Raw genomic sequence first — 24456 nt, 5'->3', positions numbered from 1 at the left:
AGCGCGGCCCGCCGCATATTTGTGAGCTATACATGTCCTTTGAAAACCTGGGGCTTTCTCAGCCCATCCTCCAGGCGCTCGCGCTGAAGGAATATTCCACCTCCACGCCGATCCAGGAGCAGGCGATCCCGATCCTGCTCAAGGGCCGCGACCTGCTCGGCATCGCGCAGACCGGCACCGGCAAGACGGCTGCCTTCATGCTGCCGTCGATCGACCGCCTGACCCAGTCGGACAAGCGGCCGCAGCCGCGCACATGCCGGATGCTGGTGCTGGCGCCGACCCGCGAGCTCGCCTCGCAGATCGCCGAGAGCGCCCGCGCTTACTCGCGCTTCAGCCATATGTCGGTGGCGACCGTGTTCGGCGGCACCTCGATCAACAAGAACCGCCAGGACGTCTCCCGCGGGGTCGACGTGCTCGTCGCCACCCCCGGCCGCCTGATCGATCTGATCGAGCAGGGCGCGCTGAGCCTCAAGGCGGTCGAGATCCTGGTGCTGGATGAGGCCGACCAGATGCTCGACCTCGGCTTCATCCATGCGCTGAAGCAGATCGTGAAGATGCTGCCGTCCAGGCGCCAGACCCTGTTCTTCTCGGCGACCATGCCGAAGGCGATCCGGGAGTTGGCCGACCGCTTCCTCACCGACCCGGCCGAAGTCTCGGTCGCCCCGGCGGCCACGACGGCCGAGCGCGTCGATCAATATGTGACATTCGTGACGCAGCCCGAGAAGCAGGCCCTGCTCACCATGATGCTGCGCGCCGGCTTTTCCGAGCGCGGCAACATGGACCGGGTGTTGATCTTCACCCGCACCAAGCATGGCGCCGACCGGGTCGTGAAGCTGCTCGCCGGCAACGGCATCGTCGCCAACGCGATCCACGGCAACAAGAGCCAGCCTCAGCGTGAGCGCGCACTGGCCGAGTTCAAGTCCGGCAAGGCCAAGATCCTGGTTGCGACCGACATCGCCGCGCGCGGCATCGACGTCTCCGGCGTCAGCCACGTCATCAACTTTGAGTTGCCCAATGTCGCCGAGCAATATGTCCACCGCATCGGCCGCACCGCGCGCGCCGGCGCCGCGGGCGTGGCGATCGCTTACTGTGCGGAGGACGAACGCGCCTATCTCAAGGGCATCGAGAAGCTCACCAAGCAGCGCATCGAAGTGGTGCCGCTGCCGGAGAATTTCGTCAACGAAGCGAACCGCATCAAGTCCACCCGGGCCGCGCCGACGACGCCGGAACGGGCGGAGCGCGCTCCCGAGGACCGCAACCGCGTCCGCCGTCCCAAGAGCCGCCGTCCGAATTTCGGTTCGGCCGGTGCTCCGAAGACGAACCGGTCGCGGCGGCGGGCTTCGTCGCGCTGAATGACGGGTTGATCGAGCGGCGCTCCCCCGGGGCGCCGCTCAACGCCATGCGACCCCCGCCAATCGGGGACCGCTGGGATGATGATTCGTTGGGCCGGGCGCGCGCTCGCTGCGATCGCGCTGCTGCTTTTGTTCGGGATCGGCGGGATCTATGCCGCCTCGCAGGCGAAGCTCGCCGATGTTTCGGCGACGCAGCCGGAGCGGCTCGGCCGTCCGACACCGCAGCAATTGGCCGACGCGCCGCGCCAGGCCCGCATCCTTGGCTGCTATAGCTGTCACGGTGCCGGCCTCGGCGGCAAGATGATGGAGGATATCCCCAACGTCATCCGCGTCCATGCGCCGAACCTCACCGACGTCGCCGCCCGTGCCACCGACGAGCAGCTCGCCGCGGCGATCCGCCAGGGGATCGGCACGGACGGGCGCCCGCTCTTTGTCATGCCCTCACCGATGTATGCGCGCCTCAGCGATGGCGAGGTGGGCGCGCTGATCGCTCATATCCGATCGCTGCCGCGTACTTCCGGTCGCGCCGAGACGGTGTCTTTCGGCCCGGTCGGCCGTTTCGCGCTTGCGACGGGCAAGCTCCGCGCCGCGCCGGAAAAGGTCCAGGAGTTCCGGAGCCAGGCGCCGCTCGCGCTCGGCGCCGGGCACGAGGCGGGACGGCGGCTGACCGCGATCAACTGCTCGGAATGCCACGGCCCGGCTCTGTTCGGCGCGACCATGGAGGACGGCAACGTCACGCCCGACCTTCGCATCGCGAGCGGCTACGACCTTGCCCAGTTCACCACCCTGATGCGCACCGGCAAGGCGCCGCACGGCCGCGACCTCGGCCTCATGGCCTATGTCGCCCGCAACGATTTCAGCCACTATACCGACGGCGAGCTGGCTGCGATCCACCGCTATCTCTCGGCGCGGGCGGACAAGCTGGGCAGCTGATTCCAGTTTGACGCTTCCTCGCCGCCGGCCTTACGCTAGAGCGAGGCCATGCGTCTCCTGTTCATCGGCTTCGCCTTGGCGCAGCCCGCTCCCCCCGAAGAAATCGTCGTCACCGGCCGTGGGCTGGAGCGCGCCCAGGGCGAGGATGTCTACGATACCGTCCTGATCGGCCGTGAGCGGCTGACCGGCTCCGCCTCCGGGCGGCTGGACGAGATCCTGAAGGAGGTGCCCGGCTTCCAGCTCTTCCGGCGCTCCGACGCGCGCTCCGCCAATCCGACCAGCCAGGGCGCGACGCTCCGCGCGCTGGGCGGCAATGCGTCGAGCCGGGCCTTGCTCATCCTGGACGGCGTGCCGCAGACGGACCCGTTCGGCGGCTGGATCAACTGGCCGGCCTATGATCCCGAACGGCTCGGCCAGGTGCGGGTGGTGCGCGGCGGCGGCAGCGGGGCCGGCGGTCCCGGCGCGCTTGCCGGCACGATTGAGCTGGTCAGCGCCGATCCCGACGACCTCAGCGGCGTCGGCGGCAACATCTTCTACGGCAGCCGCGACAGCCTCGACGCGCGGCTCGGCGCCGGCGTGGCCCTCGGCAGCGGCTTCGCCAGCATCTCCGCCAGTTACGGCCGCGGCGACGGCTTCGTTCCCGTAATCGCGCGTCAACGAGGACCCGTCGACCGTCCCTCTCCCTACGAGCATGGCAGCCTTTCGCTCCGCGGGGTCGCGCCGCTCGCGCCTGGTACCGAGCTGCAGGCCAACGCCCTCCTTTTCACCGACGAGCGGGAGCGGGGCACTGCCTTCACCGACAACAGCACGCGCGGCGCGGACGCGTCGCTCCGGCTGGTCGGAAGTCGCTGGGAGGCGCTCGCCTACGTCCAGACCCGCGATTACTATAACAGCTTCGCGAGCGTGAACGCGGACAGGACCAGCGTCACCCAGGCGTCCGAGCAATATAACGTGCCGTCGACCGGCCTCGGTGCCCGTGCCGAGGTGCGGCCCCAGCTCGGCGCGATCGAGCTCCGCCTCGGCGCCGACTGGCGCGAGACCGAGGGCGAGACGAAGGAGCGCTATCAGTTCGTGAATGGCGCGGGCACCAGGCGGCGTCTCGCCGGCGGCCGCACGCGCACCCTCGGCGGCTTTGCCGAGGCTGCGTGGGAGAACGGCCCGGTGACCCTGACCGGCGGCGGCCGGATCGACCGCTGGCGTATCCTCGACGGCTTCCTCGACGAGCGCGTGATCGCCTCCGGAGCAACGCTCAACGACGTAAGCTTCGCCGACCGCTCCGGCTGGGAGCCGACCGCCCGCGCCGGCATCGCCTGGCGTCCGGCCCGCGCGGTGACGCTGCGGGCTGCCGGCTATCTCGGATGGCGGCTGCCCACCCTCAACGAGCTCTACCGCCCCTTCCGCGTCGGCCCAGACGCCACTGCCGCCAATGCCGAACTCGCGCCGGAGCGGCTGAAGGGGGTCGAGGCCGGCCTGGAATATCGCCCCCTCTCCACGGCCCGCGTCGGCATCACCGTCTTCGCCAACCGCCTCGAAGATGCGATCGCCAACGTAACCCTCGGCCGCGGCCCGGGCACCTTCCCCGGCGTCGGCTTCGTCGGTGGCGGCGGCGAATATCGCCAGCGGCAGAATCTCGAGGCAGTGGAGTCCGTCGGCATCGAGCTCGACGGCCGCCTCGACCTCGGCGCCTGGTCGCTGAGCGGCGGCTACAGCTTCGCGGACGCGGAGGTGCGCGCAAGCGGTCCCGCTCTGCCCCTCAACGGCCTCAGGCCCGCCCAGACCCCCAGGCACACCCTCGCGGGCACCGTCGCCTGGCGCTCGCTGGGCGGCGTCCGCGCCAGCGGGACGCTGCGCTACGCCGGCGCCCAATATGAGGACGACCTCAACCAGGACCTCCTTCCGGACGCGCTGACCCTCGATGCGGCCGCCTCGATGCCGCTGAACGACAGACTGAGCCTCGAAGCGCGCGGCGAGAACCTGACCGGCACCCGCGTCGTCGCTGCCATCTCCGGCAATGGCCTGATCGAACGAGCGACGCCGCGCACGCTCTGGCTCGGCCTGCGTCTCCGTACCGACTGAACGCCGGCTAGCGCGCCGCGCGCTCCCTCCACCTGGCGCCGTTCTCGAGCAGCCAGTGGGCGAGCGCATCCCCGGCCATCGGCATGGCGATCAGTTCGCCCTGCGCAAGATCGCAGCCGTAGCGGGCGAGGAGGTCGAACTCCGCCTCGCTCGCTACCCCTTCGGCGGTGACGCTCATGCCGAGGCCGTGGGCGAGATCGATGATCGAGTGGATGATCAGCGCGGAATCAGCCGAGCGCGTGCTGTCGGTCACGAACCATTTGTCGATCTTGAGTTCGTTGAAGGGCAATTGCCTGAGCTGCAGCAGCGACGAATATCCGGTGCCGAAATCGTCGATCGCGGCGCGGATGCCTTTGATGCGAAGGCGCGTCAGCGTGTCCATCAGGTGGACGACATGCTGGGTCGCCCCCTCGGTGAGCTCCAGCGTCACATGCTCGGCCGGCACCCCCGCCTCGACGCACAGGCGCTCCAGCCGGTCAGGAAATTCGAGATCGCCCAGCAAAGTCGGCGAGATGTTGTAGGCGATGTCGAGGACGATCCCCTGCTCCCGCCAGACGAGCCACTGCCGGAGCGCGGCCCTGAGCCCCGCCTCCGTAATCGCGCCGATCAACCCGCGTTCTTCGGCCAGCGGGATGAAGACGGACGGGCTCTGGGGGCCGCGCTCGCCGTCGGTCCAGCGCGCCAGCGCCTCGACACCCACCACACGACCGCTCCTGAACTCGAGCTTGGGCTGGTAGGCGAGGCCGATCGCGTCGTCGCGGATCGCGCGCCTCAGTGCCGCTTCAAGGTCATCCGCCATGTCAGGCCCGGGCGCGCAGGTCCTGGAGCAGCGCTTCCAGCGCATCCAGCCGCACCGGCTTCTCGACCGACCCCGCCATGCTGAGGCCGAGCGCCTCGCCCAGCCGCTCGGCCGTCTCGACCACGCGCCGGTCGAAGCCGCTGACGATCAGGATCGGGGCCTTGCAGCCCGCGTCGGCCAGGAAGCGCAGCAGCTCCACGCCGTCCACACGCGGCATGCCGAGGTCGATCGCGATCAGGTCCGCGCCCGCCACTTCGAAATGCCGCTTGAAGCTGTCGGCGTCGCTGGTCGCCGTAGCCGCATATCCCGCCGTCTTGGCCGCATGGGCGAGCAGCCGCGCCAGCTCGGGCTCGTCGTCGATGAGGAGCATCGTGCGCAGTTTGCTGATCCTTCGGCCGCTCAGGCGCTCTCTTGCGCCCGCTTTGGCGGCGGGTCCAGCGTCTAACGTGGTTACGGCTGGGCCAGCCCTCAGGCGGTGGCGGAGGAGCGGCGGATGTCGACGGGGTTGAAAAAGGCGGCGCCCATTTGTCCCTCGTGGCACCAGGCGACCTTGGCACGAACCAGGCCGATGTCGGGCAGGTCGATCGAAACGAAGTCGCCCCGCGTCAGCGCCACCTCGCAGCGAGCGCAGAAGCCGCCAAACGATAGGTTGGTGAGCTGCACCTCGACCTGGCGGAAGCCGCCGTGGCGCAGGCGCGTTGGGAGGTCGACGTCGACGCGCCGCGAAGCGCGCTTGACATGACTGGCCTGCCTCGACTGCACCCCGGATCACCCCTGTAGAAGCCCGTTCTCCATCATCGCTCGGGCTGCTTGAGAAACCGTTAAGCCTGCGGGAAACCGCAGGTCGAAGGTGGAAGAATCGGTAATTTGCGGCTTGACCGCTCGCCGAGTTTCGCGAATGTGGAGCCTGATGACTGCACACGCCTCCCTGTCGATCCTGGCTGCTCCGGCGGCGGACGCGGCGCGTGCATGGCGTTGGTGGCGCAATGCGACTCCGGCGGCGGCAGCCCTGCATCGATGGTGAAGCTGACTTTCTAAGTCACGACCCAAGACAGGCCCGCCCTTCCGGCGGGCCTTTTTTTTCGCGCTCTCACCAGGACCTGCATCATGTATCTCAACCACGATTTCGCCGAACCGCTTGCTCTCGACACCCGCCCGGAGATCCTTCCGGAGGAGGCGCTCGCCAAGCTTTACGAGGGCCGCTCGCTCACCGCCGACGAGGCCCAGCGCCTGTTCGAAGAACTGGTTGCCGGACGCCTCGGCGAACCGGCCATCGCCGCCATGCTGGTCGCGCTCCGTCTCAAGGGCGAAACCGCGGACGAGATGATCGGCGCGGCCCGCGCCCTTCGCGCCGCTGACGAGCCGTTCGAACGACCCTCTTATTTGTTCGCCGACAGCTGCGGTACCGGCGGCGACGGATCGGGCTCGATCAACGTTTCGACCGCAGTCGCCTTCGTCGCCGCCGCCTGCGGGCTGCCGGTCGCCAAGCACGGCAATCGCTCCGTCACCTCGCGCTGCGGCTCGGCCGACGTGCTCGAGCATCTCGGCGCGAAGCTTGACGTGTCGGCCAAGGTATCGCGGGAGGCGCTCGATCGCACCGGCGTGTGCTTCCTGTTCGCCCCCCGCTACCATCCCGGCCTCCGCCATGCCGGTCCGGTACGCCGGGCGCTTAAGGTGCGGACGATCATGAACATGCTGGGCCCCTGCGTGAACCCGGCCGAGCCGCAGGTGCAGCTGCTGGGCGTGGCCGATCCGAAGATGCTGCAGCCGGTCGCCCGCACCCTCGCGGCGCTCGGCACCAAGAGTGCGCTCGTGGTGCACGGCGCCGGATTGGACGAAGTGGCGCTGCACGCCGAGACGCAGGCTGTGCGGGTGACCGAGGGCAGGCTCGAGCGCCTGACCATCACGCCGGAGGATGCGGGCCTCGCGCGCGCCTCGGTGAACGCGCTGAAGGGCGGGAGTCCGGAGGAGAATGCCGAGCGCTTCAAGGCCCTGCTGATGGGTTATGCCCCCCGTGCCGAAGCCGACACCGTTGCCCTCAACACCGGCGCCCTGCTGATGACCACCGGCATCTGCCGCTCGCTGAAGGAGGGCGTCGACCTTGCCCAGCAGGCGATCGCGTCGGGCGCAGCTTATGGCCGCCTCAAGGCGTTCGTGGATGCGACCCATGCGTGAGATTGGCGGCATCCTCGGCGAGATCGTGGCGCGCAAGCGCCTCGACGTCGCCGCGCGTCTGGACGGGATCACGATCGAGGAGCTGCGCGCGCAGGTGAAGCCAACGCAGCGCAGCCTCCGCGCCGCCCTTGCCCGGCCCGGCGCCCGCTTCGTCATGGAGGTGAAGCGCGTCTCCCCATCCGAAGGCACGCTGCGCGAGGCGGCCGATCCCGCCGCGCTTGCCCGCGCCTATCGGGGCGCCGCCGATGCGATCAGCGTGCTGACTGACGGTCCCTATTTTGGCGGCTCCTTCAAGGACCTGGAGGCGGTGCGCGCCGCCTTCGAGGGACCGATCCTCGCCAAGGATTTCGTCGTCGACCCGCGCCAGGTGCCGGAAGCGCGCCGCCACGGCGCCGATGCCGTGCTCGTCATGCTGTCGGTGCTCGACGACGCCGAGGCGCGCGAGATTATCGAGGAAGCGCGCCGGCTCGGCATGGATGCGCTGGTCGAGGCACATGATGAGGAGGAGGTGCGCCGTGCCGTCGCGCTGGGCGCTCCGATCATCGGCATCAACAATCGCGAGCTCAAGACACTCAAGGTGGACCTCGCCGTAACCGAAAGGCTCGCCGGCCTCATTCCGTCGGACCGGCTGGTGGTGGCTGAATCCGGCATATCGAACCGCGCCGATGTCGAGCGGCTCAGCGCTCATGCCGACGCCTTCCTGGTCGGCTCCGCCCTGATGCGGGCCGACAATCCCGCCGAAGCGGCGCGTGCGCTCGCCTTCGGCAGGGTCAAGGTTTGCGGCCTCACCGACCGGCACGATCTTGAGCTCGCCGCCGAGATGGGCGCCAGCTACGCTGGGCTCATCATGGTCCCGAACACGCCGCGGGCGGTGACGCTCGCCGAGGCGAAGGAGATCGCCGTGGCGAGCCAAGGACTCGCCATTCGCCTCGTCGGCGTCTTTCGCAACGCGCCAGTCCCCGAGGTGGTCGACGCTGCCCGCTCCCTCCAACTCGCCGCCGTCCAGCTGCACGGACAGGAAGACAGAGCCTATATAGCCACGCTGCGCACGCTCCTGCCCGAGGCTTGCGAAGTGTGGGCGGTGGGCGCCGTCGGCCCGAACCTCCCGCAACCGCGCGTGGGGGCCGACCGCACCATCTTCGACACGGCAGTCGGCGGACAGTCGGGCGGCACCGGCCGCTGCTTCGACTGGTCGCGCCTCGAAGGGCGACAGGATCTCGCCACCGCCCTCCTCGCCGGCGGCCTCAAGCCTGCCAATGCCCGCGCCGCGTCCGGCGTCGGCGCCTTCGCGATCGACGTCAGCTCCGGCGTTGAAATGGCCCCGGGGCGCAAGGATGCCGGCAAGCTCCATGCCTTCTTCGAAGCGCTTCGTCCGCCGGTGCGCCGGGAGATCGCCGCTTGCTGATGTCCGGCCGCTTCGGCGCCTATGGCGGCGCCTATGTTCCCGAAATCCTGATGCCCGCGCTGGAGGAGTTGGAAGCGGCCTTCCTCGCGGCACAGGAGGATGAGGCCTTTCAGACCGAATTATCCGATCTCCTGCATAAATATGCAGGAAGACCGACGCCGCTCACCCGCTGCCGCAACCTCGGTAGCGACAAGGCTCGCATTTACCTGAAGCGCGAGGATCTGCTTCACGGCGGCGCACACAAGACCAATCAGGTCCTCGGCCAGGCCTTGCTCGCCAAGCGGATGGGCAAGACCCGCCTGATCGCCGAGACTGGCGCCGGCCAGCACGGCGTCGCCACCGCGATCGTCGGCGCCCTCTTCGGCCTCGAGACCCGCATCTACATGGGCGCGCACGACGTCGAGCGGCAGGCGCTCAATGTTTTCCGAATGCGTTTGATGGGAGCCGAGGTGGTGCCGGTGGAGAGCGGCGGCCGCACTCTCAAGGACGCCGTCAACGAGGCTTTACGCGACTGGACCGCGAGCTTCGCCGACACCCACTATCTGCTCGGCACGGTCGCCGGTCCCCACCCTTTCCCGCTGATGGTGCGCGAGTATCAGCGTGTGATCGGCAAGGAAGCCCGCGCCCAGATTTTGGAGGAGGAAGGGCGCCTCCCCGACGCCGTGATCGCCTGTGTCGGCGGCGGCTCCAACGCGATGGGCGCCTTCGCCGATTTCGTCGATGACGCCGCGGTGCGGCTGATCGGCGTCGAAGCGGCCGGCCGCGGGATCGACGGCATCGAGCATGGCGCGACCTTGCTTCGCGGCCGCCCTGGCGTGTTGCACGGCGCGGAGACCTATCTGCTCCACGACGAGGACGGGCAGATTGCCGACACCTGGTCCGTCTCGGCCGGCCTCGACTACCCTGCCGTCGGCCCAGAGCATGCATTCCTCAAGGACAGCGGCCGCGCCGAATATGTCGGCTGCACCGATCGTGACGCGCTCGACGCGTTCCAGCTCCTTGCCCGCAGCGAAGGCATCCTCTGCGCCTTCGAGTCCGCCCACGCCCTCGCCCATGCCCTCAAGCTGGCCGCCGAGGCGCAGGAGGAGACGGTGCTGGTCGTCAATCTCTCCGGCCGCGGCGACAAGGACGTGGCTCAGGCGCAGGAACTGCTGGCGCCCTCCGCATGACCGGCCGCTATTCCAGCATGTTCGCCCGGCTTGGCAACCAGGGCGCATTCGGTGCCTTCGTGATGCTCGGCGATCCCGACCTAGAAACCAGCGCCGCCATCCTGGACGCGCTGGTCGAGGGCGGCGCCGACATGGTGGAGGTCGGCATCCCCTTCTCCGATCCGGTCGCCGACGGCCCCACCATCCAGGCCGCCGCCGATCGCGCGCTCCGGCGGGGAGTGACCCCGGCTGCCTGTCTCGAGCTCCTGACTGGCTTCCGCGAACGCCACGCCCAGGTGCCGGTCGGCGTCCTCACCTATGCCAATATCGTCCTCGCCCGCGGCCGTGACGCTTTTTACCGGGCCGCAGCCGAGGCGGGCGTCGACAGCGTCCTCGTCGCCGACGTGCCGGTGATGGAGGCGGAGCCCTTCGCCGCAGCCGCCCGCGAGCATGGCATCGCTCCGGTGCTGATTGCCGCCCCCAACACCCCCCGCGCGACGCTCAAGCGGGTGGCGGAGCTCGGCGGCGGCTACACCTATTGCATGGCACGGGCCGGCGTGACGGGCGCCGAGAAGGAGATGGAGCTCGACCACGCCGACCTCTTCGGAGCCTTGGCGGACCATGGCGCCCCGCCGCCGGTGCTCGGCTTCGGCATCTCGACGCCTGCGCATGTCCGCTCGGCGCTCGACGCAGGCGCGGCGGGCGTGATCTCCGGCTCCGCCATCGTCAGGATCGTGGAGTCCGAGGCCGATCCCCTGCCACATCTGCGCCGCTTCGTCGGCGAGATGAAGGCCGCTACCCGGCGCGCGGCAGGCTGATCTCGAACAGCGCGCCCCGCTCCGCGGGACGGCTGACGATCGTCGCACCCACGGAAGCGAGCAGGGAGCGCGCGATCGAAAGCCCGAGCCCGGACCCGCCTTCCGCACGGCGGCCGGTGTGGAAAGGCTCGAAGATCCGGTCATGCTCCGAAGCGACTACACCCGGGCCGTCGTCGGATACGCAGAGGAGCACCCTCTCGCCCGCCTCCCGCGCGAGGATGCGCACCTCTCGCGCTCCTGCCTGCTGGCTGTTCTCCACCAGGGTCTCGACGACCGCCTCGATCAATTCAGGCGGAGCGGCCACCGGGGGTGCGTCCACCTCCGCCTGAACGGCGAGGCTTTGGCCCCGGTGCGCGTCGGCGACTTCAGCGATCGGCTCCGCGAGCGTCGTGCGGGCATTCTCGGCCGCCACCGCCATGTCGGCGCGCGCCTGGGCCAGTAGACGCTCCAGCAGATGCGACAGCCGGTCGGCGTCAGCGGTGGCATTGGCGATGAAGCGCTGCCTTTCCTCCTCGCTCATCGACGCGCCATGATCGCCGATCAGTTCCAGCGCGCCGCGTATGCCTGCGATCGGGGTCTTGAACTCGTGGCTCACCGCCGCCGCAAAGTCCTTGAGATAGCGGGAGCGCCGCTCGATCCGCTCGGCCATGGCGGCGAAATTCTCGTAGAGCGCGCGAATTTCGATCGCGGCGGTCGGCGGCGGCTCCGGCACCGTCACGCGCCCGCGCGCCACATTCTCGGTCGCCTCGCTAAGCGCCTCGATCGGCCGTGAGATGCCACGCGAAAGGAGCCCGGCCAGCAGCAGCAGGATCGTGAATATGCCGGCGATGCCGATCGCGATCTTGCCCCGGTCCTGATACATGCCGAGGAACAAGCCGCGGGGGCTCCGCGAGAGGAGCAGCACGCCGATCACCTCGCCGCCCGACCGGATCGGCCGCGCATGATGGACCCGGATCGCCGAGGCGCGGCTCAGCGCCTCGAGCGCATAGCGCGGCTCATAGCCTCCGCGCCGCCGCAACACGGTCTGAGTCTCACCCCGCAGCGCCCGCTGCACTTCCGGCAGATGCGCGTAGCTCCGTCCCACATCTTCGCGCCCGAGCACCACGACCCCGTTGCGGTCGAGCAAACGCACCGCCGCAAGCGTCGTGCGCGCGGTGTCCCGCACTATCGGCCGCACCGCCGCGGCCGCCGCCGCAGCGCGTGGGTCCGTCGCAGTCGGAGTCGGCCGCGGATCCGGCTGCACCGGCAGGATCGGCATCTCGTTCAAATCAATCGTTGGCCGCTCGGGCTCGTATCGCGCGCGCTCCCCATTTTCCGTCGCGCCGCCCGGCCAGAAGGAGCGATAGGCGCCGGCCAGCGCCGCGCCCTGGGCGATCAGCTCCGCTTCGGTCTGCTGGACGAGCGTATTCTCGTAAACGCGCAGGAACACCGCGCTAATCCCCGGCAGCGCCGCAACGAACAACAAAGTGGCGAACAGGATCGCCCGCAACCGCAGCGCCGGCCAGTAGCGTTTCAGCAGCTCCTTGCCGGAACGGATCAAGCGGCCTGGCCGCCGATGCAGGACCCGATCCTATATCCGACACCCGCCCGCGTCTCGATCAGGTCGGTGCCGCCGACGCCCGAGAACTTGGCCCGGAGGTTGCGGATATGACTGTCGATCGTCCGGTCGGTGATGGCGAAACCGGGTCCGTGCAGCCGATCGATGATGGTGTCGCGGGTGAATACGCGCGACGGCAGGCTGGCCAGCAGGAGCAGCAGCTGGAACTCGGTGACGGTGACGGTGACCGGCTCGCCCGCCCAGCGCGCTTCCCAGCCTTCGGGATCGAGCCTCAGCTTGCCATGCGATACCGGCTGCTTGCAGCCGGCCCGTTCGAGCGCCCGCCCGCCGCGCTTCAGAATTGCGCTGACCCGGGCGACGACCTCGCGCGGGCTGAACGGCTTCACGACATAATCGTCGCCGCCGAGCTCCAGCCCGACCACCCGGTCCACCTCATCGTCGCGTGAGGAGAGAAACAGGATCGGCAGGTCACCGGTTGCTCGCAAGCGCCGGCACACCTCCAGCCCGTCCATGCGTGGCATGTTGATGTCGAGCACGACCAAGTCGGGCTTCTTGGCGCCGATCGCCGCCAGCGCCGCCTCCCCGTCGCCCACTTCTGAGGTCTCCATGCCCGCCTTGCCGAGCGCGAAGCTCAGCACCTGGCGGATATGCGGGTCGTCGTCGACGATCAGGATCTTGTGGCTCATCGCGTACATGTCTGTCACCGCGGCTCGGCCGGTGTCAAAGGCGGCGGCGCGGGCGCTACCGTCGAGACGGTGTCGAAGTCGGTCCGGGGCACCGTGCCGTCGCAGTTGCGATAGGGGGCGACGAAACGCGGCAACCTGCGCTCCGCGACCGCCTCTCTCGCCGCCACCAGCCGCCGCGCGCCCCTCCAGGTCCACCCACCGCGCGCATCCTGCTGCGCCGCGAGCCGGTCCATCTGATAGTTGCGCAGCCAGCTGACGCGCGAGCGGAGATGGTCGGGAAGCGGCCGGCTCTCCAATTCGATGAGCGGGATCAGCGAGGACGGGCCCATCTGGAAGAGGTAGCAAAGATCGAGGCCGGCGCCGGTGCCGCCCACCTCCCGCGCATGGCGCACATTCCAGCCGGCGGCGATGCGGTCATAATCCACCGGGATCGAGACGAGCAGGACGGAAGCGGCGGCAGCGAGATTGGCATTGAGCAGCCACACCCCGGTCCGCCCCTTCCAGATGCGGATGCAGATGAGGATGAGCCCGACCGCCACCAAAGCCATCCACACCAGGGCCTGGATGCGCAGCTCGGTCAGCGAATAGGCCTCTATATAGTCGATCGTCCGCAGCATGGTGGACGCGACCAGGAAGACGTTCTGCCCGATCCAGACATAGACGAGCCGGCGGACGTCACGGCTCGCCGCCGTGGCGGAGCCGGGCTGGAGCGTCACCAGCACGAAGAGACCGGCCAGCAAAGCCGTCGCGATCAGCGGGTAGGCGCCGCGATGCGCATATTCGGCGTGGCTCATCCCCTCCGGCAGCGCCCCGCCGCTCCACAGGAAGGCGAGGTCGAGCGCGTTCTGGACGGCGAAGATCAGGTTGAATGCAAGAAGTGACAGGGTGACCGACGCGAGGCTGACCCCCGGCAGCCTCAGCGCCGGTTCGACGCGCGCCGGCTCACTCAGCCACAGCCGGGGCCGCAGCACGCGCCAGACCAGCATCAGGATGAGCAGCCAGAAGAAGAGCCGGACGACAGAGATCCGCTCGCCGAACCGCAGATCGATGCTGCCCAGCGCCTCCCCGATCAGCGGGTTCGCCTGCGCAAACAGGGCGATGAAGGTGATGCTGCCGACGAGCGGCAGAATGAGCATTGGCAGATGCTCTGAAATCTTGAACCCGTCCGACGAATGCCGCCCCACCCGCCTCAGCCGCCGCAGATCCGCGAATGGCCGGAATGGCGTCGCGGCCGTGTGGATGACGAGGCGCATCGCCCAGGTCCAGCCGCTGCCGAAGCCAACGGCGCGCGGCAGCAGCACCGCGAAGTTGATCGATGTCCAGAACAGCAAGAGCGCGAGCGGCCCCGGATCCTCGATCATCACGGCCGCGCAGTAGAGCCCGACGATCAGCGCGAGGCGGCTGCGCCGGATATCGGCGCGGACGGCAAGCACCGACAGCAGCAACACCGTCGCAAAGATGCCGAGCGTCGCCCCGACAGCCTCGGCCCGGTAGAAAAGCCGGTCCGCCACCGCGATCAAGGCCGCGGCGGCGAGGATCTTGATGAGGAAGGTGAACCGCGCCGGCACGGCCTGCCGTCGCAATATGGGAAGGGCCGCTTCCATCCGATTTCTCCTGTTGCCGGCCCGCTTGTCGCAGGCGCGGCTGGAGCGGCGATGAGCGGCTTATGGCGAGCGCGGGTTCTTCCCGTGCAGAAACGGTGCAGAGGCTAGAGCACGGCCCTGAGCTTGGACCAGGCCACCTGCTTTTCGGCGAAGGGCATCGTATAGGCCGGGCTGCTCGACGGCAGCTGGATCAGCTGCAGCGCCGTGTCGTCAAGAGCCTTGCGCCCAACCGCCGCGGACTTCCCGCCGTTGAAGGCGAAAGCCCGCAGCTCAGGCAGGCGCGCCGCCAGGTCAGGCAACGCATTGGCCGAATGATCGCGGATGGCACCATCGAGGCTCCCCTCACGCTTGGCCGATGCCACCGTGTCCCAAAGGCCGATGCGCGCGCCCAACAGCGTCTGCAGCCGCCCGTCATAATCGAGTGGCACCAGATCGATGTCGACGACGCCGCTCATCAACGCCCAGAACTGGTTGCGGGGATTGGCATAATATCGCCCCCGCGCGAGCGACTCCTCGCCGGGCAAGCTCCCGAGCACGATCAGCCGCGTGCGCGCATCCACAACAGGCGGAAAGGACCGCTTCAGCAGGTCCCCGGCCGGCAGCCCCTTGGGCTCAGTGGTTGTCGTGGCCTTTATGTTCGGCCTTCTCATGCTTCTCGCAGCAGGCCGGCCGCGTTCCGTCCTTACCGGGCTTGCAGCAGTCCATCGGCGTGCCGTCCGCATTCTTATGTTCGCAGCAACCCTTCTTGCCGTGATCCATGCCCTTGTGCTCGCCATGCTCGGCATGGGCGGGCTCGGCTGCTTGCGCATGCGCGGCGGCGGGCAAGGCAAACATCAACGCAGCGGCTGCGATCAGGATCTTCATGCGGACCTCCCTACTCCATTCCACATTGGGCGCTCCCTGCCCTCAAGGCAAGTCGCCGCGCCGCGCCGCGCCCTCATGTAACTCTACGGTTGCATGATACAGGCGTGCCGACTATGAGCGGCCCATGGAGCTCGACCCACTGTTCCGCGCGCTAGCAGATCCGACGCGACGGCGCTTGGTGGAGGAATTGGCGGAGCGGGACGGCCAGACACTGTTCGAGCTGCACGTTCGGCTGATCAGCTGGCACGGTGCGAGCTTGTCCCGCCAGGCACTGACCAAGCACCTCCTGCTGATGGAAGAGGCAGGATTGGTCCGCACCGAGTGGCGGTGGCGAAGCAAGCACCATTTCCTGGAGCGAAAGCCGCTGCGGCAGCTCCGAGATTCATGGCTGGGCCCGCTCGCGGACCCGGCGAACCGAGAGGAGAGAATTGCCCATGAGGATCGTGCTGACGAGCGTGCTGGTCGATGACCAGGAGAAGGCGCTGCGCTTCTACCGGGACGTGCTCGGCTTCCAGCCGAAGGTCGACTTTCCACTGGGCGAGCATCGCTGGCTGACGCTCGTCTCGCCGGGCGATTTCGACGGCGTGCAACTGTTGCTGGAGCCGGATGCGCATCCGGCCGCCGGGCCGTGGAAAGCGGCGCTTGTCGCCGACGGCATTCCGGCGGCATCCTTCGCCGTCGAGGACATCGGCGCCGAGCACGATCGTTTGTCCACGCTCGGCGTCGCCTTCACCCAGCCGCCGGTCGCGATGGGCCCCGTCACCACAGCCGTGTTCGACGACACGTGCGGCAATCTCATTCAGATCGCGCAGCACCATTGAACTGGATGTGGGTGAAGCCGCTGCAGCGGCCGTGGTGGTGACCCCTACGGGAATCGAACCCGTGTTTCAGCCGTGAAAGGGCCGCGTCCTAACCGCTAGACGAAGGGGCCACAGCAGGCGCTGCAAGCGAAGGCGGCACTTAGGGGAGCCACGCATGAGGGTCAACACTCAGCACGCTTGCAGGAGCATGCCTGGGCGGCTTCTAGTCGGCCCAGGCGGCGTCTTCGAGGTGGAGTTCGGCGGAGGGGCGGTCGCCCCAGTCGTCGCGCTTGATGCGGCCGGCGATCCAGAGCTTGCGGTGGCTGGGCGCGGCCAGCATCGCCTGACCGAGCGCGCTGTCGGCCATGCGGAAGGCGATCGCCTTTATGCGGCGGCCGTCGTCGCCGCTGACGACGAGGCGCAGATGGCCGTTGCCGACCACGTCCGCCTTGACGATCCGCACCGGTCCCGCGGCGACCCGGGGCGCCGGCCATCCGGCGCCATAGGGGCCGCCCGCCTCCATCGCCTCGCACAGGTCAGGGCAGACGCCGCCCGGCGCCAGCACGGCATCGAGCAGCAAGGCCTTGCCGTCGCGGCCGCGCGCCACGTCCTCCGCCAGCCGCTCGTCGAGGAAATCGACGAGCGCGTCCAGCCGGTCGCGGGCGACGGTGAGTCCCGCCGCCATGGCATGGCCGCCGCCGGCGATGAGCAGTCCGCTGTCCTTGGCCGCGAGCACCGCCGCGCCGAGGTCGACGCCCGAAATCGAGCGGCCGGAGCCCTTGCCGATGCCATCGGCGCCGATCGCGATGACGATGGCGGGACGGCCGAGCTTCTCCTTGAGGCGGCCGGCGACGATGCCAATCACGCCCGGATGCCACCCCTCCCCTGAGGCGACCAGCACGGCGCGATTGCCCTGGCTGCGGCACATGAGCTCGGCCGCCTCGGCGACCATGGCCTCTATCGTGCGCCGCTCCTCGTTGAAGCGCTCGAGCTCGGCGGCGATGGCTTCGGCTTCGGCATGATCCTCGGTGGTGAGCAGGCGCACGCCGAGGTCCGACTTGCCGACGCGCCCGCCGGCATTGATCCGCGGCCCGAGCGCGAAACCGAGGTCGGTGCAGGTCGGCGCCCGCGTCAGCCGAGAGGCATCGATCAGGGCGGCGAGGCCGACATTTCGGCGCTGCGCCATCACCTTCAGCCCCTGCGTCACGAACGCCCGATTGAGGCCGCGCAGCTGGGCGACGTCGGCGACGGTGCCGAGCGCGACCAGGTCGAGCAGCTCGATCAGGCGCGGCTCGGCGCGGTTTGCGAAGAAGCTGCGTGCACGCAGCGTCCGGATCAGCGCCGCCCCGAGCAGGAAGCAGACGCCGACGGCCGCAAGATGCCCGTGCGCCGCGGCGTCGTCGGCCTCGTCGAGGCGGTTGGGATTGACTAGCGCGTGGGCGACCGGGAGCGCGGCGGCGCATTTATGATGATCGACCACGACCACGTCGACTTCCGCCGCACGCGCCATCTCCAGTGCCTCGAAAGCCATCGCGCCGCAATCGACCGTGACGATCAGCTTCGCACCGCCCTCGGCGATCCGCACCAGCGCCTCGCCGGAGGGGCCGTAGCCCTCCATCAGCCGGTCCGGGATATAGACTTGCGGGTCGCAGCCGAGATCGCGGAGCAGGCGCACCAGCAAGGCGGCGGAGGTGGCGCCGTCCACGTCATAATCGCCGAAGATGGTGACCGGTTCGCATGCCTCGACCGCGTCCGCGAGCCGGTTGGCGGCGGCATCCATGTCGCGGAAGATGGACGGATCGGGCATGAAGCCGCGGATCGTCGGCTCGCGATGCCGCTCCAGCTCCTCCCGCACAACCCCGCGGGCCATGAGCAGCTGGTCGATCAGATCGTCGGGCTGGAAGGCGGCGTCAGTCGCGTCCGCGGCGGCGCCGCGCCAGCGCCACGGCTGGCCCAGGATCGACCGTTCGACACCGCAGACATGGCTGGCGCTCATCAGCATCGCGGTAGCCTAGGGGAACAAGGGAGCCGCGTGAATCCGCAGCCCGAAAAAGATGTGGAAAAGCTTAGCGCTTCAGCTCGCATGCTCAAAGACGATGCGCCAAGCGCCGTCGACTTGCTCCCACAGCTGGGTCGAGACTCCCCCCATCAGCCTCCGGCCGTCGCGGTCAATCGACCAGCGCACGACGATCAGCCCGGTCTCCGGAGAGACCTCCCTGGCGAGCAGCACTTCCCCCGAATAGACACCCATCTGCTCGGGCCGCCCGGCATATTCGTCGCGCATCGCCTGAGCGAAGCCGGCAAAGCCCTGGCTCACGCCGGCCTTGTTGACCCAGATGATCTCAGGCGACTTCCAGTAGAAGTCGAGGGCGGCTTCGATGTCGCCCTTGTTCCAGGCGATGCGCTGCCTGACGAACCCCTCCTCCGCCTGTTCGGCGGGGCCCGCCAGCGCCGCGGCCGAGATCGTCAGGGCACAAAGAGCGGCACCGATCCGGCACCCAATCGACAGCAAATTCATGACGCCCTCCCGCCCGAAAGACTGTTACGGGAGCGGATCAGGAGTCAACGCTCGCTCAATGCCCGCCCGGCTCATTGCGATGCTCGCCACGCACCCAGCGCACCGTGCCGGAGCTGGCGCGCATGACGACGCTTTCAGTGGTCATGCAGTTCTTGCGGCGCTTGACGCCGTCCAGCAGGGACCCGTCGGTGACACCGGTCGCGGCGAAGATCACGTCGCCCTTGGCGAGGTCCGTCAGGTGATAGACGCGGTCGAGATCCTCGACGCCCCATTTGGCGGCGCGGGCGCGCTCGTCGTCGTTGCGGAACAGGAGACGGCCCTGGAACTGGCCGCCGACGCAGCGCAGCGCCGCGGCGGCGAGCACGCCCTCCGGCGCCCCGCCAGATCCCATATAGACGTCGATCGTCGTGTCCGGATTGGTCACCGCGATCACGCCCGCCACATCCCCATCCGGAATTAGCATGATGCCGCAGCCGAGCGCGCGGAGCTCGGCGATCATTTTCTCGTGCCGCGGTCGGTCGAGCACGCAGGCGATGATCTGGGAGGGATCGACGCCCTTGGCCTTGGCGATCGCGCGGATATTCTCGCTCGGCGACCGGTTGAGGTCGATCGTGCCTTCCGGATAGCCCGGGCCGATGGCGAGCTTGTCCATATAGACGTCGGGCGCATTGAGGAGACCGCCCTCCTCGGCGATGGCGAGCACGGCAAGCGCGTTCGGCCCTGCCTTGGCAGTAATGGTGGTGCCCTCCAGCGGATCGAGCGCGATGTCGATCCGGGGGCCGGTGCCCTGCGCACGCCCGACTTTTTCGCCGATGAACAGCATCGGTGCCTCGTCGCGCTCGCCTTCGCCGATGACGACCGTGCCGTCGAAATCGAGCTGGTTCAGCGCCTCGCGCATCGCCTCGACGGCGGCATGGTCGGCGGCCTTCTCGTTGCCGCGGCCGATCAGCCTGGAGGCCGCCACCGCCGCCGCTTCGGTCACGCGCACCATCTCCAGCACGAGGACGCGGTCGAGCGTGTGGCTTGCGGTCACCATGGTTTCTGTCATCCTGTTGAAATTGCCCGCGGGCCGGATAAGCGAGCGAGGTGACAATGTCGAGAATGGCCCTCGCCGTCCTGCTGGTGCTCGCACCGGCACCCGCCGCGGCCGGTCAGGCGGCGACGCAACCCGCCCGCACGGCCGAAGAGGCGATGGCCAATTACCGCGAGACGTTCGACTCGGTGCGCGAGCTCGACTGTCCGACGCCGGAGGATCCGGAAGAGATCGTCGTGTGCGGCAGGCCGAGCGATGCGCCGGATCCCAACCGCGCGCCGCTTCCGATCGGCCCGGAGCCGGGCACGCGCGTGGTCGGCGGCGTTCCGTCGGCCCTCGAGTCGATGAGCGCGGGCGGATGCATCAGCCGCTGCCCGCAGCCGGTGATGATCGACGTCTTCAAGGCCGCCAAGTTCATGAAGAACCTGGCTGAGCGCATCATCGAAGGCGACTGAGCTTGCCGCCCCTCGTCATGCAGAACTCGTCAGCATCCATTCCGCAGCCGCACTGCCGTCACCGATGCCGAGCTGATCGTTACCGCGACGGCCATCACGCCCAGTTCTTTTCTTTCGAAAGCCATGGCCTTGATCCTACAGCGTCTAATGTGCGCGGATTATGGTCCGGGGCCGATGTCTGCTTTGGGTGGAAATCGGACCTTCAGCCGGGATCAGGATGCCTTCGCTGCGGGCGGGAGCAGCTTCGCTTCGGTGCCCTTCAGGTCCGTATAGGCGCCACCATCACCGTCAGCTGTGAAGCGCACCGTGACTTCGATGGTGCGGCCGCACAGCTCAACCGGCCAGACCTCGCTCCACGAACCGGCGTAACGAACCCCATAGACGTCAGCACCGAGACCGGGCTCTTCCTTAGCGACGCGGGTGACGCCTAAGCTCGCGCCATTCGGGTCACACTCAAAGCCATTCCGCTTGGCGGTCGCGGTAGCCTGGAGGAGGGCGAGCGGCCAAGTGTCACTGATCAGCGATTCATTGGCGAGCGACAGCCCCCGATTGGTCCGGATTGTGGTGAGCGCCCCCGCGCTGTCCTCAGAGATGGTGTAACGCACAGGCATGGCGTCGCAGTTTGGGTGGCGGGCGGTGACGGTCCAGCCGTTCTTGAGCCGCCCGGCGAGGATGCCCTGGAAGACGAACTTAGCGCTGGTCGCTGGCACAACACTGTCGACGACGACGCTAGTCGGAACGCAGCCGCCCGAGCGCTTCTGCGCGGCCATCGCGGCCTCCATGACCTGCTCTTGAATTGTCGATGGGGTGGGCTGCGGCGCCGCCGCGTTCCAAGCCGTCAGCCGCTGGAGAATGAGCGGATGCTGCGCGTACCCGGTAGTCGTCGAGCTGGCTGCAAGAGCAGCGAGAAGCAAGAGGCGATGACGCGCGTACATGGGCTCATGTCTCGCATTGTAAACTCACGTCTGCAATGGGTGGAAAGTAGACGAGCCTCGCCTCATAAGTCGCCACCATGACCTGGTCGCCGCTCTTGATCGCTGCTGCTTGCGCGCTTGTCATCGCGGTAATAATCATCGCCCTCGTTGAACGATGGGACCAGCTCGCGCCGGTCCTCACACGCTGGGCTTGGATTCCCGAAGGAGCGCTCGCCGTGCTTCTCGGCCAGTCTGCACTGGATAGCCTCCTCAATGGTCGGCCAGGCTTCGACTTTCTCGCGGCGGGCTTGTCGGTGATGTTCCTTTGGTCCGCAGGTTTGCATTTCCACAGGTTGCGGAAGAGACGCTCGTCGTCGTTCGGCTTAGGCCGAACGTCCGCAAAGGGTGGAAAGCGGGCGTGCGTGTCGCGGAACAGCGAAATTTCCTGAGGCGCCTTGAACTCGTGGCAGCAGATAACGGAGGAGCGGATATGCTCAGAACGATCCTTGTCGCCTCGGCCCTCTACCTTGCCGGGGTCGGTGCGGGGCTGATGCTGTTCCCGCTGCAATTCGGTGTAGGGGCGGTCCCCGCCGACGCGTCGCCCGAGTTGGTAGCCTTGTTGCGCCTCCTCGGCGGTCCTTTTCTCGGCATAGCAGTCCTGAATTGGCTGTCGCGAAACGCTAAGCCTTCGGCGGCATTGCGGGCCGTCCTGATCGCCAATGTGGTAGGTTTCGGTGCTGTCGCGGCCAATGATGTCTGGGGCGTTGCAACCGGCGAGGCGCGGGAGATCGCGAAAGTATTTCTGGTCGTACACCTGCTGTTCGCGCTCGCCTTCGCCGTTGCAGCCAAAACCAGCTCGCGCCCGCAGGGCTAAAACGTTCGCAATAGGTCGTAAGCAGACCTCAGGCGAGGAGTCCGCGACGGGTGGAAAGCGGACACAAGTTCCGACAAGACTTGGATGGCTAAAGGGGATTAGCGCCAAACAAGTTCGCGACGACGATTGCCGGTCAGGCTGGCCTGAACTTCATCGCCAGGCCGTTCATGCAGTAGCGCAGGCCCGTCGGCTTCGGGCCGTCGTCGAAGACGTGGCCGATATGGCCGCCGCAGCGCCGGCAATGCACTTCGGTGCGGGTGAAGAAGAGCTTGTTGTCTTCGCGCGTGGCGATCGCATTGGGCAGCGGCTTCCAGAAGCTCGGCCAGCCGGTGCCGCTCTCGAACTTCGTCGCCGAGGAGTAGAGCGGCAGCCCGCAGCCGGCGCAGACATAGGTGCCCTTGCGCTTCTCCTTGTTGAGTGGACTGGAGCCCGCCCGTTCGGTATTCTCCTCGCGCAGCACCTCATATTGTTGGGGCGTCAGCCGCTTCCGCCATTCGGCGTCGCTCAGCATGATCTCGAACTTGCCCTCGGCCGCGTGCGATTCGCGTCCACCGGCGAAGAAGGCGACGCCGCCGAGCAGCCCCGCGCCGCCGGCACCGAGCAGAAAACGCCTGTTCATCTGCATGTTGGATCTCCCATCCCCACGTCCTGCGAGAGCCGGCCTGAACGGGAGCTGAGGCTCAGCTCGCCCGCATCGCCTTGATCAGGCCGCGCACGCTGTTCCCGATATAGAATTCCGCCGGCAGGCTTGCCAGCTTTACGTCCCGTTCGACTGCATCGCCCTGTTCGATCATCCGCGCCCGGAGGATGCCCGGGAGCAGCCCGCGCGATAAGGGCGGCGTGACGAACCTGCCGTCCTCCTCGACAAAGATGTGGGTGAAGCTGCCTTCGGTCAGGAACCCGTCCTCGTCGACGAAGATGGTCTCGAAGCAGCCGCTGCCGGCCCGCGCCTCGTCATAGAAGCCGCGGTCGCTGGTCTTATGAGCCAGGCGGAAATCGTCGGTGCGCACCGCGCGCTCCCGCACCGCCACAGCGACGGGCTCATCGGGCTCGGTCGGAATCGGACGCGCTTCCACCGCGATCGCGCCGCTCGGCGAAAGGAGCAGCCGCACCTTCTTCTCCTCCCGAAGGCGAAAGGTCGCGGCCTGCAGCTCGTTGCGCGCGCCGTGCCGGTCGAAGGCGAAGCCGAGCGCGTCGGCGCTCGCCTTCATCCGATTGAGGTGGCGGTCGAGCTCGGAGATGCCGTCATGCGGATCGAAGCGCATCGTCTCGATCAGGTCGAAGTCGCTGCCCTTCAAGAACGCCCCCTTCGCCAGACATTCGCGCCACTCGTCGGGAGCGCGGCTGTCGGCCACGATGCCCGCGCCCAGACCCATCACGGCACGATGTTCGCCGTCGCGCAGGGTTAGGGTGCGGATGGCGACATTGAAGCTTGCCGAGCCGTCCGGCGCAACCCTTCCGATCGATCCGGTGTAGACGCCGCGCGCGCGACGCTCGGTTTCGGCGATGATCTCCATTGCCCGGATCTTGGGCGCACCGGTGATCGAGCCGCAGGGGAAGAGCGCCTCGATGGCGTCGATAGGCCCAAGCCCCTCCTCCAGCTCCGACGTGACGGTCGAGGTCATCTGGTGGACGGTCGGATAGGTCTCGACCGCGAACAGGGCGGGCACCTTCACCGTGCCCGGCTTCGACACCCGCGACAGGTCGTTCCGCAGCAGATCGACGATCATAAGATTCTCGGCGCGCTGCTTGGGATCGGTGCGGAGCTCCTCGATCGTGGCGGCATCGGCGGCAGGCTCGCGCTTCCGCTCGGCTGTCCCCTTCATGGGACGGGTCGTCAGCTTGCCGGCATCGAGCGTGAAGAACAGCTCGGGCGAGGAGGAAAGGATCCAGTGCGCGCCGGTGAAGACCAGCGCGCCATGCCCGACCCGCGCCCGCTGCCGCACGTTCGCATAGACTGCGGGCGGACTTCCGGCAGTCAGCACCTCCGCCGCGAAGGTCAGGTTCGCCTGATAGATGTTGCCGGCGGCGATATGCTCCTGGATCTTTTCGACCTCTGCTTCGAAACGTCGGCGCGCGACCATCGGCCTTGGCAGCAATGTCCAAGCCGAGGCTGGGTCGGGCAGCAGCGACGGGAGATCGCGCACCTCCTCGCAGCCTTCGAACAGCCCGAACCAGAGCAATGGGGGGCCTTCCGCGGAAGCTGAAGTCGCGAGCGGCGCCAGCTTCGGCTCCAGAGCGTGGCCGGCATCGTATGCGAGGAACCCGGCCGCGTGCAGCCCCCGCTCCTGCGCGCTGCGCAAATCTTGCAGCGCCGGGCGCACCTCGTGAGGTTCGCGTGCCTCGATGATCTGAATGGGTCTCTGAAACAGCAGCGCCGGCTCAGCGCTGGCGAGCCGATTGTCGTCGAGCAGGACGAAGGGCTCGCCAGTGCCGATCACGCG

At 68.1% G+C, this 24456-nt stretch carries 25 protein-coding genes and 1 tRNA gene; 11 read left to right on the top strand and 15 right to left on the bottom strand.

Features of this window, described 5'->3' with window-relative positions; all coding sequences use genetic code 11:
• Positions 1 to 32: 32 nt before the first annotated feature.
• From AC5JBD_RS04875 to AC5JBD_RS04865, 3 genes are all read left to right on the top strand, one after another.
• Positions 33 to 1352, top strand: coding sequence for a DEAD/DEAH box helicase (locus AC5JBD_RS04875; RefSeq protein WP_495720629.1), 1320 nt, complete (start codon positions 33 to 35; stop codon positions 1350 to 1352).
• Positions 1353 to 1430: 78 nt separating this feature from the next.
• Positions 1431 to 2285 carry a cytochrome c gene (locus tag AC5JBD_RS04870; RefSeq protein WP_495720628.1) on the top strand — a complete coding sequence of 285 codons (855 nt, stop codon included), beginning with the start codon at positions 1431 to 1433 and terminating at the stop codon, positions 2283 to 2285.
• Positions 2286 to 2333: 48 nt separating this feature from the next.
• Positions 2334 to 4361 carry a TonB-dependent receptor gene (locus AC5JBD_RS04865; RefSeq protein WP_495720627.1) on the top strand — a complete coding sequence of 676 codons (2028 nt, stop codon included), beginning with the start codon at positions 2334 to 2336 and terminating at the stop codon, positions 4359 to 4361.
• A gap of 7 nt (positions 4362 to 4368) precedes the next feature.
• Here the strand turns inward: AC5JBD_RS04865 and AC5JBD_RS04860 are convergent, their stop codons facing one another.
• The 3 genes from AC5JBD_RS04860 to AC5JBD_RS04850 form a co-directional block, all read right to left on the bottom strand.
• On the bottom strand, positions 4369 to 5160 hold the full coding sequence (locus tag AC5JBD_RS04860) for an EAL domain-containing protein (protein ID WP_495720626.1): 792 nt from the start codon (positions 5158 to 5160) through the stop codon (positions 4369 to 4371).
• A 1-nt stretch (position 5161) separates the two neighbouring features.
• Entirely contained in the window at positions 5162 to 5530 is a 369-nt protein-coding gene (locus AC5JBD_RS04855; RefSeq protein WP_495720625.1) for a response regulator, read from the bottom strand.
• 98 nt (positions 5531 to 5628) lie between these two features.
• Complete coding sequence (locus tag AC5JBD_RS04850; protein ID WP_495720624.1) at positions 5629 to 5922, bottom strand: PilZ domain-containing protein; 294 nt, start codon at positions 5920 to 5922, stop codon at positions 5629 to 5631.
• Positions 5923 to 6267: 345 nt separating this feature from the next.
• Here AC5JBD_RS04850 and trpD point away from each other — a divergent pair, with 345 nt between their 5' ends.
• Genes trpD through trpA form a run of 4 tightly spaced genes read left to right on the top strand, consistent with a single transcriptional unit; the run spans position 6268 to position 10706 of the window.
• Positions 6268 to 7335, top strand: a complete 1068-nt coding sequence (gene trpD / locus AC5JBD_RS04845; protein ID WP_495720623.1) for an anthranilate phosphoribosyltransferase — start codon at positions 6268 to 6270, stop codon at positions 7333 to 7335.
• Positions 7328 to 8740 (top strand): bifunctional indole-3-glycerol-phosphate synthase TrpC/phosphoribosylanthranilate isomerase TrpF, encoded by a 1413-nt coding sequence (trpCF, locus tag AC5JBD_RS04840; protein WP_495720622.1) that lies wholly within the window; start codon positions 7328 to 7330, stop codon positions 8738 to 8740. Before trpD ends, trpCF begins: the two co-directional genes overlap by 8 nt.
• Positions 8740 to 9909, top strand: coding sequence for a tryptophan synthase subunit beta (gene trpB, locus AC5JBD_RS04835; protein WP_495720621.1), 1170 nt, complete (start codon positions 8740 to 8742; stop codon positions 9907 to 9909). Before trpCF ends, trpB begins: the two co-directional genes overlap by 1 nt.
• Positions 9906 to 10706 (top strand): tryptophan synthase subunit alpha, encoded by an 801-nt coding sequence (gene trpA, locus AC5JBD_RS04830; protein WP_495720620.1) that lies wholly within the window; start codon positions 9906 to 9908, stop codon positions 10704 to 10706. Before trpB ends, trpA begins: the two co-directional genes overlap by 4 nt.
• Here trpA and AC5JBD_RS04825 read toward each other — a convergent pair.
• The 5 genes from AC5JBD_RS04825 to AC5JBD_RS04805 form a co-directional block, all read right to left on the bottom strand.
• Complete coding sequence (locus tag AC5JBD_RS04825; RefSeq protein ID WP_495720619.1) at positions 10684 to 12246, bottom strand: sensor histidine kinase; 1563 nt, start codon at positions 12244 to 12246, stop codon at positions 10684 to 10686. The two genes, trpA and AC5JBD_RS04825, sit on opposite strands and share 23 nt — an antisense overlap.
• Positions 12243 to 12950: a response regulator transcription factor gene (locus AC5JBD_RS04820; protein WP_495720618.1), complete on the bottom strand. Its 708-nt coding sequence runs from the start codon at positions 12948 to 12950 to the stop codon at positions 12243 to 12245. Before AC5JBD_RS04820 ends, AC5JBD_RS04825 begins: the two co-directional genes overlap by 4 nt.
• Before the next feature lie 14 nt (positions 12951 to 12964).
• Positions 12965 to 14554, bottom strand: a complete 1590-nt coding sequence (locus tag AC5JBD_RS04815) for a DUF4153 domain-containing protein (RefSeq protein WP_495720617.1) — start codon at positions 14552 to 14554, stop codon at positions 12965 to 12967.
• 104 nt (positions 14555 to 14658) lie between these two features.
• Entirely contained in the window at positions 14659 to 15204 is a 546-nt protein-coding gene (locus AC5JBD_RS04810) for a DNA-deoxyinosine glycosylase (RefSeq protein ID WP_495720616.1), read from the bottom strand.
• On the bottom strand, positions 15167 to 15418 hold the full coding sequence (locus AC5JBD_RS04805) for a hypothetical protein (RefSeq protein WP_495720615.1): 252 nt from the start codon (positions 15416 to 15418) through the stop codon (positions 15167 to 15169). The genes AC5JBD_RS04810 and AC5JBD_RS04805 overlap by 38 nt, the downstream gene beginning before the upstream one ends.
• A gap of 124 nt (positions 15419 to 15542) precedes the next feature.
• Between AC5JBD_RS04805 and AC5JBD_RS04800 the strand changes: the two genes are divergently transcribed.
• Together AC5JBD_RS04800 and AC5JBD_RS04795 are read left to right on the top strand one after the other, a co-directional pair.
• On the top strand, positions 15543 to 15887 hold the full coding sequence (locus AC5JBD_RS04800) for an ArsR/SmtB family transcription factor (protein WP_495720614.1): 345 nt from the start codon (positions 15543 to 15545) through the stop codon (positions 15885 to 15887).
• The gene (locus AC5JBD_RS04795; RefSeq protein ID WP_495720613.1) at positions 15853 to 16239 is read left to right on the top strand and encodes a VOC family protein; all 387 of its coding nucleotides are present in this window, start codon (positions 15853 to 15855) and stop codon (positions 16237 to 16239) included. The genes AC5JBD_RS04800 and AC5JBD_RS04795 overlap by 35 nt, the downstream gene beginning before the upstream one ends.
• Before the next feature lie 35 nt (positions 16240 to 16274).
• Here the strand turns inward: AC5JBD_RS04795 and AC5JBD_RS04790 are convergent.
• The 4 genes from AC5JBD_RS04790 to glpX all read right to left on the bottom strand — a co-directional run bounded on the left by AC5JBD_RS04790 (position 16275) and on the right by glpX (position 19772).
• Positions 16275 to 16349 (bottom strand) — tRNA-Glu (locus AC5JBD_RS04790).
• 92 nt (positions 16350 to 16441) lie between these two features.
• A complete protein-coding gene (recJ, locus tag AC5JBD_RS04785) occupies positions 16442 to 18214 on the bottom strand; it encodes a single-stranded-DNA-specific exonuclease RecJ (RefSeq protein WP_495721189.1) in 1773 nt (590 codons plus the stop codon).
• A gap of 78 nt (positions 18215 to 18292) precedes the next feature.
• Positions 18293 to 18736, bottom strand: a complete 444-nt coding sequence (locus AC5JBD_RS04780) for a YybH family protein (protein WP_495720612.1) — start codon at positions 18734 to 18736, stop codon at positions 18293 to 18295.
• A gap of 55 nt (positions 18737 to 18791) precedes the next feature.
• On the bottom strand, positions 18792 to 19772 hold the full coding sequence (gene glpX, locus AC5JBD_RS04775) for a class II fructose-bisphosphatase (protein WP_495720611.1): 981 nt from the start codon (positions 19770 to 19772) through the stop codon (positions 18792 to 18794).
• A gap of 65 nt (positions 19773 to 19837) precedes the next feature.
• Between glpX and AC5JBD_RS04770 the strand changes: the two genes are divergently transcribed.
• Positions 19838 to 20224, top strand: a complete 387-nt coding sequence (locus AC5JBD_RS04770) for a hypothetical protein (protein ID WP_495720610.1) — start codon at positions 19838 to 19840, stop codon at positions 20222 to 20224.
• Positions 20225 to 20436: 212 nt separating this feature from the next.
• Here the strand turns inward: AC5JBD_RS04770 and AC5JBD_RS04765 are convergent, their stop codons facing one another.
• On the bottom strand, positions 20437 to 21159 hold the full coding sequence (locus tag AC5JBD_RS04765) for a hypothetical protein (RefSeq protein WP_495720609.1): 723 nt from the start codon (positions 21157 to 21159) through the stop codon (positions 20437 to 20439).
• Positions 21160 to 21628: 469 nt separating this feature from the next.
• Here AC5JBD_RS04765 and AC5JBD_RS04760 point away from each other — a divergent pair, with 469 nt between their 5' ends.
• Complete coding sequence (locus AC5JBD_RS04760) at positions 21629 to 22012, top strand: hypothetical protein (protein WP_495720608.1); 384 nt, start codon at positions 21629 to 21631, stop codon at positions 22010 to 22012.
• A gap of 133 nt (positions 22013 to 22145) precedes the next feature.
• Here the strand turns inward: AC5JBD_RS04760 and msrB are convergent, their stop codons facing one another.
• Both msrB and pabB read right to left on the bottom strand, forming a co-directional pair.
• Complete coding sequence (gene msrB / locus AC5JBD_RS04755; RefSeq protein WP_495720607.1) at positions 22146 to 22637, bottom strand: peptide-methionine (R)-S-oxide reductase MsrB; 492 nt, start codon at positions 22635 to 22637, stop codon at positions 22146 to 22148.
• Between the two features lie 55 nt (positions 22638 to 22692).
• Entirely contained in the window at positions 22693 to 24453 is a 1761-nt protein-coding gene (gene pabB, locus AC5JBD_RS04750; protein WP_495720606.1) for an aminodeoxychorismate synthase component I, read from the bottom strand.
• Between the last annotated feature and the right edge of the window lie 3 nt (positions 24454 to 24456).

The organism is Allosphingosinicella sp. (assembly GCF_059502505.1).
Note: the sequence above shows the minus strand (reverse complement) of the source record. Positions and strands in the feature narration are given on the sequence as shown.

What these genes read in the sequence shown, in the direction of transcription:
- msrB (WP_495720607.1), bottom strand. Translation starts at nt 22,637, where the DNA reads ATGCAGATGAACAGGCGTTTTCTGCTCGGTGCCGGCGGCGCGGGGCTG.
- AC5JBD_RS04805 (WP_495720615.1), bottom strand. Translation starts at nt 15,418, where the DNA reads ATGAAGATCCTGATCGCAGCCGCTGCGTTGATGTTTGCCTTGCCCGCC.
- AC5JBD_RS04780 (WP_495720612.1), bottom strand. Translation starts at nt 18,736, where the DNA reads ATGAATTTGCTGTCGATTGGGTGCCGGATCGGTGCCGCTCTTTGTGCC.
- trpCF (WP_495720622.1), top strand. Translation starts at nt 7,328, where the DNA reads ATGCGTGAGATTGGCGGCATCCTCGGCGAGATCGTGGCGCGCAAGCGC.
- AC5JBD_RS04855 (WP_495720625.1), bottom strand. Translation starts at nt 5,530, where the DNA reads ATGCTCCTCATCGACGACGAGCCCGAGCTGGCGCGGCTGCTCGCCCAT.
- AC5JBD_RS04810 (WP_495720616.1), bottom strand. Translation starts at nt 15,204, where the DNA reads ATGAGAAGGCCGAACATAAAGGCCACGACAACCACTGAGCCCAAGGGG.
- AC5JBD_RS04800 (WP_495720614.1), top strand. Translation starts at nt 15,543, where the DNA reads ATGGAGCTCGACCCACTGTTCCGCGCGCTAGCAGATCCGACGCGACGG.
- AC5JBD_RS04795 (WP_495720613.1), top strand. Translation starts at nt 15,853, where the DNA reads ATGAGGATCGTGCTGACGAGCGTGCTGGTCGATGACCAGGAGAAGGCG.
- AC5JBD_RS04865 (WP_495720627.1), top strand. Translation starts at nt 2,334, where the DNA reads ATGCGTCTCCTGTTCATCGGCTTCGCCTTGGCGCAGCCCGCTCCCCCC.
- AC5JBD_RS04820 (WP_495720618.1), bottom strand. Translation starts at nt 12,950, where the DNA reads ATGAGCCACAAGATCCTGATCGTCGACGACGACCCGCATATCCGCCAG.
- trpB (WP_495720621.1), top strand. Translation starts at nt 8,740, where the DNA reads ATGTCCGGCCGCTTCGGCGCCTATGGCGGCGCCTATGTTCCCGAAATC.
- AC5JBD_RS04815 (WP_495720617.1), bottom strand. Translation starts at nt 14,554, where the DNA reads ATGGAAGCGGCCCTTCCCATATTGCGACGGCAGGCCGTGCCGGCGCGG.
- AC5JBD_RS04765 (WP_495720609.1), bottom strand. Translation starts at nt 21,159, where the DNA reads ATGTACGCGCGTCATCGCCTCTTGCTTCTCGCTGCTCTTGCAGCCAGC.
- trpA (WP_495720620.1), top strand. Translation starts at nt 9,906, where the DNA reads ATGACCGGCCGCTATTCCAGCATGTTCGCCCGGCTTGGCAACCAGGGC.
- AC5JBD_RS04870 (WP_495720628.1), top strand. Translation starts at nt 1,431, where the DNA reads ATGATGATTCGTTGGGCCGGGCGCGCGCTCGCTGCGATCGCGCTGCTG.
- AC5JBD_RS04770 (WP_495720610.1), top strand. Translation starts at nt 19,838, where the DNA reads ATGGCCCTCGCCGTCCTGCTGGTGCTCGCACCGGCACCCGCCGCGGCC.
- AC5JBD_RS04860 (WP_495720626.1), bottom strand. Translation starts at nt 5,160, where the DNA reads ATGGCGGATGACCTTGAAGCGGCACTGAGGCGCGCGATCCGCGACGAC.
- AC5JBD_RS04760 (WP_495720608.1), top strand. Translation starts at nt 21,629, where the DNA reads ATGCTCAGAACGATCCTTGTCGCCTCGGCCCTCTACCTTGCCGGGGTC.
- recJ (WP_495721189.1), bottom strand. Translation starts at nt 18,214, where the DNA reads ATGAGCGCCAGCCATGTCTGCGGTGTCGAACGGTCGATCCTGGGCCAG.
- trpD (WP_495720623.1), top strand. Translation starts at nt 6,268, where the DNA reads ATGTATCTCAACCACGATTTCGCCGAACCGCTTGCTCTCGACACCCGC.
- glpX (WP_495720611.1), bottom strand. Translation starts at nt 19,772, where the DNA reads ATGGTGACCGCAAGCCACACGCTCGACCGCGTCCTCGTGCTGGAGATG.
- AC5JBD_RS04875 (WP_495720629.1), top strand. Translation starts at nt 33, where the DNA reads ATGTCCTTTGAAAACCTGGGGCTTTCTCAGCCCATCCTCCAGGCGCTC.